A 502-nucleotide genomic window follows, 5' to 3' on the forward strand; every position below is an offset into this window, starting at 1 on the left:
ATGGGAGTCGTCGTTTGCGCACGGCAGTGGCCTCGCGAGGGATCGTGATTGGCATCTACCGTCTGCGCCGTCTGATGCGCAAGCACGGACTGCGCTCGGTATGGAAGCGCAAATTCGTGCACACAACCGACAGCCGGCATGCGCTGCCGATTTCGCCCAATGTGTTGAACCGGCAGTTCAACCCGACGCGGCCCAACCAGGCCTGGGTGGCCGACATCACCTACGTCCGAACGCGCAGCGGCTGGCTGTATCTGGCAGTGGTGCTGGACTTGTTTGCACGCAAGGTCGTGGGCTGGGCGATGGCACCGGACATGCAGGCCACGCTGGTGTGCCGGGCACTGCAACTGGCCATCGCGCAGCGCCAACCGGCGCCAGGATTGATCGTGCATTCGGACCGCGGTAGCCAGTATGCCAGCGCTGCACACCAGGCGCTGCTGAGCAAGTATGGCCTGATCGGCAGCATGAGCCGCAAGGGCAACTGCTGGGACAACGCGGTAATGGA

Annotated in this window: 1 protein-coding gene; it reads left to right on the plus strand. The window is 63.7% G+C overall.

All coding sequences use genetic code 11. The features are described from left to right. Nucleotides 1-502: IS3 family transposase (locus tag C5P05_RS24635; protein WP_114972508.1), on the plus strand; the 502-nt coding region annotated here is incomplete at both ends.

Origin of the sequence: Rhodoferax ferrireducens (assembly GCF_003347515.1) — a bacterium.
GTDB lineage: Bacteria > Pseudomonadota > Gammaproteobacteria > Burkholderiales > Burkholderiaceae_C > Rhodoferax.